Raw genomic sequence first — 5,260 nt, 5'->3', positions numbered from 1 at the left:
CTCGCCCGCGGCGGCGCGCAGCTCCAGCGTCTCGGCATGGCGCAGAACCGGCACCATGAGGCCAGAGGGCGTCTGCGTCGCGATCCCGATATGGACGGCGCCAAAGCGGCGGATCAGCCCTGCATCTGCCTCGTAATGCGCGTTCAGCATCGGCTGCTCGCGCACGGTGCGCACGATGGCGCGGACCAGGAAGGGCAGAAGCGTCAGCTTTGTCTGCTGGGTCGACGCGTTCATTCGCGCCCGCAGCTCCTCAACCGCGGTGGCGTCCACCTCCTCGACGATGGTGATATGCGGGACGCTGTTGGCCGCCTCCATCCGCTCGGCGATCTTCCGGCGCAGCCCGATGACCCGGATTTCCTCGGTGCTGGTATCGGGGCGGAGGGCGGAAGGCGCCGGAATGCCGCCCGAGGCGATGAACGCGTCCAGATCCTCGTGGCTGATCCTGCCGGCCGGACCCGAGCCCCGCAGCAGCCGCAGGTCCACGCCCGCCTCGCGCGCCCGGGCCCGGACGGAGGGCGAAGCGACGGGTTTTTCGCCCTCGGCCCGCAACGGTGCGGCGGACGTGAGGACAGTCCGGGCGGCGGGTCCTGGCAGCTCGGGTGTCGGTTCCGGCTGGACGGTGGCCTCGGGGGGCTCGGCTGAGGCACCGTGTTTCGCTGCAGGTTCCATCGCCGCGCCGGGCGCGTCGCCCGTGCCGTCTCCCTCGACATTGCCGGGGCCGTCCACCTCCAGCCGGATCAGTTCGGCGCCCACCGCGATCACATCGCCCGCCTGGCCGGCCTGCCAGATCACCGTGCCGGTGACCGGGCTGGGGATTTCCACGGTGGCCTTGTCGGTCATCACCGCGATCATCGCGTCGTCCTCACGCAGGACATCGCCGGGCTTCACCAGCCATTCGGCGATCTCGGCCTCGGCGATGCCTTCGCCGATATCGGGCATGCGGATTGCGAGAACACCCATCTCAGGCTACCTCGACAAGTTGACGCAGCGCCTCCGCCACGCGCGCCGGGCCGGGAAAATAGCTCCATTCATGCGCATGCGGATAGGGCGTGTCCCAGCCCGCCACGCGCCGGATCGGCGCCTCGAGCTGCCAGAAGCATTCCGCCTGCACCAGCGCCACAAGCTCGGCCCCGAAGCCCGAGGTCAGCGTCGCCTCGTGCAGCACCAGGCAGCGCCCGGTCTGTCGAACCGACGCAACGATGGTGTCCAGATCCAGCGGCAGCAGCGTCCGCAGGTCGATCACCTCGGCATCAACGCCGGATTCCTGAGCAGCGGCCAGCGCGACATGAACCATGGTGCCATAGGTCAGAACGGTGGCGGCCCGGCCCGGACGCCGCACGACTGCCCGGGCCAGCGGCACGGTGTAATGCCCTTCGGGCACCTCGCCCAGCTCATGCGCCTTCCACGCCGTCACCGGGCGGTCGTGATGGCCGTCGAAGGGGCCGTTATAGAGCCGCTTCGGCTCCATGAAGATCACCGGATCGGGATCCTCGATCGCCGCCAGCAGCAAGCCCTTGGCGTCATGCGGATTTGACGGCACGACGGTCTTCAGCCCGGTCACGTGGGTGAACAGCGCCTCGGGGCTCTGGCTGTGAGTCTGGCCGCCGAAGATACCGCCGCCGGTGGGCATCCGCACAACCATCGGACAGGTAAACTCTCCGGCCGAGCGATAGCGCAGCCGCGCCGCCTCGGAGACGATCTGATCATAGGCCGGATACATGTAGTCGGCGAACTGGATCTCGACCACGGGTCTGAGACCATAAGCCGCCATGCCGATCCCGGCGCCAACGATGCCGGACTCGTTGATCGGCGTGTCGAAGCAGCGGGTCTTGCCGTATTTCGCCTGCAGCCCTGCCGTGCAGCGGAAGACACCCCCGAAATAGCCGACATCCTCGCCGAAGACGACGACCTTCGGGTCGGCGCCCATGGCCACGTCCAGCGCGTCGCGGATCGCCTCGATCATCGTCATGCGCGGCATGTCAGAACCCCGCCTCGTGGCGCTGCTTCAGAAGATGCGGCGGCATCTCGGCATACACATCCTCGAACATGTCCGCCGGACTGGGGCGCAGGCCCTGATGCAGCGTGCCGATGGCCTCGGCCTCTTTCTGCGTCTCGACAACCTCGGCATGGATTTCGGCCTCGGCCTGCACATGGCGCTGCTCGGTCCACTCGCCGATGGCGATCAGGTGGTTCTTCAGCCGCAGGATCGGATCGCCCAGGGGCCATGCGGCGCTTTCCTCGGCCGGTCGATAGGCGGACGGATCGTCGGAGGTCGAGTGCCCGCCGGCGCGATAGGTCACGTATTCGACCACCGTCGGACCGAGGTTGCGCCGCGCGCGCTCGGTCGCCCATTGCGCCGCCGCAAGCACCGCAAGGTAGTCGTTGCCGTCCACGCGCAGCGAGGGGATGCCGAAGCCGTGCCCGCGCGCGGCGAAGGTCCCCGACCCGCCCCGCGCGATGCCCTGGAAGGTCGAGATCGCCCACTGATTGTTGACGATGTTCAGCACCACCGGCGCCTTGTAGGTCGAGGCAAAGACCAGCGCCGCGTGAAAGTCGCTCTCGGCCGTCGAGCCGTCGCCGATCCACGCCGCAGCGATCCTGTGGTCCCCCGATATGGCCGACCCCATCGCCCAGCCCACCGCCTGGATATACTGCGTCGCCAGGTTGCCCGAGATGGTGAAGAAACCGTGTTCCTTCGAGGAATACATCACCGGCAACTGCCGCCCGCGCATCGGGTCGGCGTCGTTGGAGTAGACCTGACACATCATGGTCTTGAGAGGATAGCCGCCCGCGATCAGCAGCCCGGCCTGGCGATAGGTCGGAAAGTTCATGTCGCCGGGCGCCAGCGCGCGGCGGAACGCGCAGGCAATCGCCTCCTCGCCCAGGTGCTGCATGTAGAAGGAGGTCTTCTGCTGGCGCTGCGCGATCAGCATCCGCGCGTCATAGGCGCGCAGCGTCATCATGTGGCGGAGACCCTCCTTGAGCCCCTCGGGATCGATCTTCAGCGCCTCGGCCCAGGGACCCACCGCCTGACCGTCGCGATTGAGCACACGGATGATGGTGAAGGCCAGATCGCGGATGTGCTCCGGATCGGCATCGATCGGGGGACGGCGGACGCTGCCCGCAGGCGGAATCGCGACCCGTGAGAAATCCGGCCGGTCGCCGGGCCGCACCTCAGGCTCAGGTACGGCAAGGCTCAGCGGCGGCAGGTCATCTTGTTCTGGCGTCTCCATCGGCACCCTCCCTCGCCACGGAAAACCAAGGACTAGCCAAAACCCGGATCCGGCGCCGCGAGACCCGATCCGTGTCGTCCCTCCGCCGGGCTCTGCCGGAGGAGACAGATGATGTCGTTCTCGGCCCTTGTCGGCTCGATCCGGGTGCAGAGAGACTTTTGCCTTGGGGCGAGATCCCCAGAGACTCCCATCAGATTCTTCCACGCTTCCAGTTCCAGCTTAGTGCAACGGTGTTGTCAGACAAGACCGGCCGACTGGAGCAATGAGGTGGTGCCGATCCACAGTCTAACAACCACTCTGAGGGCGCGCATCTTCCCCCACCGAACGCCGGGGATGAGCGCGGAGGGCTTGTCGTTAACTCCCAAGGTGAAGGCAACGGATTTCCTCCAGAATCTGCAGATCGCCCCGGCGCTGCACGACGCAGCCGGCCGGATCGGTCTGGACCTCCCGGAACTGCGCGCCGACCCGGGCCGCCGGGCGATCGAGCTCGCCCGCGAGATCTGCCAGGTCGAGGCCCGGTCACTCGATGGCGACGACGCAAGCAGCGCCGAGAAAGCGGTCGCCGCCCGCCTGGGCGCTCCCTCGGTCGAGGCGCTGATGGCCGATCCGGTGCACATCTCGGCGGCCTGGGCGCAGGCGCTGAAGAACTACCCCACGGCGAGTATGAAGGGGAACATCGACGCGCCGGCGAAGCTGCTGCTGCTGGAGTATCTCGGCGATATCCCGGTCTCGGCGATCTCGGTGACAGATCAGCGGGAGTTCTTCGCATGGATGGCCCGGCTGCCGAAGGATCACGGCAAGAAGCATGGCAGGAACCGCTACACGTCGGCTGGGATCGAGCGGACGAAGCAGGAGGAGATCGACGCGGCCGATGCCAGGGACGCCGCCGCGATCGCGGCGATGCGGGCCCGGTCGGAGCTGTCCGATATCGAGAAACGGGCGCTGCTGGCCGAGCAGCTGACACCGCGGCTTTCGCTGGAGACGCTGAAGCGAAACCGCAACGGCGTGAACCGGATCTTCAAGGCAGCCAGGACGGATGGCGGCCCCGCGGTACCCGAGCCTGGAAAGCGCGTTAGGCCGCGAGTTGCATGTTGCTGCCGATACCATCGTTTCCATAGGTGTACTTGCCCGAATTTTCCTCGAGCTCCTCAAGGAACTCCGCACCCGTTTCGGCGGGGAGCGACGTACATGGTGTAAGCAGTTTTGGATGTCGAGGCGATGGGCGTGAACGTGTCCACGTTGCATGCGGTTTTTTGCACCTGCGGCACCGTTGTGCTTGGGCTATTCCCCGTTGAGAGCAGCCGATAGCCGTTTGGCTCTTCCTGCATGAACTGCGTGACACCGACGGAACCGCCGCCACCGGCGACATTCAGTACTCCGAGCTACGTACCCAGTTCCTCTTCCAGCAAGGCGCGAGCTCACTTGCGCTGGTATCGGTGCCTCCGCCCACCGGCGCGGGAGCCGTCACCTCAATCGGCGCTCCGGATATTCGGCGACGGCGACAGTTTTGGACAGCGCCAGCACGGTAGCGCCCACCAAATTGATCTTTATGGTTGTCCTCCGTTGGTCCATGGATGCAGTCGCTGCGGCTGCGGCTGCAGTGTCGGCGAGCTCAGCCGATGCGGCTGAGCGGCATCTCGAAGAGCACGGTGTCGAAGCTTTGCAAGGACATCGACGAGCGGGTCGGCGAATTCCTGAACCGCCCGCTGACCGGCGACTGGCCCTATGTCTGGCTCGACGCCACGTATCTCAAGGTGCGCCAAGGCGGCCGGATCGTGCCGGTGGCGGCCATAATCGCCGTGGCCGCCAACACCGAAGGGCGCCGCGAGATCATCGGCCTGGGCATCGGCCCCTCCGAAGCGGAGACCTTCTGGACCGACTTCCTGCGGTCTCTCCGCGCCCGGGGCCTCGGCGGGGTCAGGCTGGTGATCAGCGATGCGCACACCGGCCTCAAGGCCGCCATCGCCCGCGTGTTCGAGGCGACATGGCAGCGGTGCCGCGTTCACTGGATCAGGAACGCCCTCGCG

Annotated in this window: 4 protein-coding genes and 1 pseudogene; 2 read left to right on the top strand and 3 right to left on the bottom strand. The window is 66.8% G+C overall.

The window, feature by feature from the left end:
* From Q0938_RS18825 to Q0938_RS18815, 3 genes are all read right to left on the bottom strand, one after another.
* Positions 1–960 (bottom strand): dihydrolipoamide acetyltransferase family protein (locus Q0938_RS18825; protein WP_299365590.1); only part of this gene is annotated, 960 nt, incomplete at its 3' end.
* A gap of 1 nt (position 961) precedes the next feature.
* Complete coding sequence (locus Q0938_RS18820) at positions 962–1,978, bottom strand: alpha-ketoacid dehydrogenase subunit beta (protein ID WP_299365588.1); 1,017 nt, start codon at positions 1,976–1,978, stop codon at positions 962–964.
* Position 1,979: 1 nt separating this feature from the next.
* Positions 1,980–3,233, bottom strand: a complete 1,254-nt coding sequence (locus Q0938_RS18815; protein ID WP_299365586.1) for a 3-methyl-2-oxobutanoate dehydrogenase (2-methylpropanoyl-transferring) subunit alpha — start codon at positions 3,231–3,233, stop codon at positions 1,980–1,982.
* A gap of 333 nt (positions 3,234–3,566) precedes the next feature.
* Here Q0938_RS18815 and Q0938_RS18810 point away from each other — a divergent pair, with 333 nt between their 5' ends.
* Together Q0938_RS18810 and Q0938_RS18805 are read left to right on the top strand one after the other, a co-directional pair.
* Entirely contained in the window at positions 3,567–4,430 is an 864-nt protein-coding gene (locus Q0938_RS18810) for a hypothetical protein (RefSeq protein ID WP_299365584.1), read from the top strand.
* 431 nt (positions 4,431–4,861) lie between these two features.
* A pseudogene (locus Q0938_RS18805) lies at positions 4,862–5,260 on the top strand (transposase); the annotation flags it as partial.

This window comes from uncultured Paracoccus sp. (genome assembly GCF_947496875.1).
Taxonomy (GTDB): Bacteria; Pseudomonadota; Alphaproteobacteria; order Rhodobacterales; family Rhodobacteraceae; genus Paracoccus.
The sequence above is the reverse complement of the archived record's forward strand: the minus strand, read 5'-3'. Positions and strand labels throughout refer to the sequence as shown.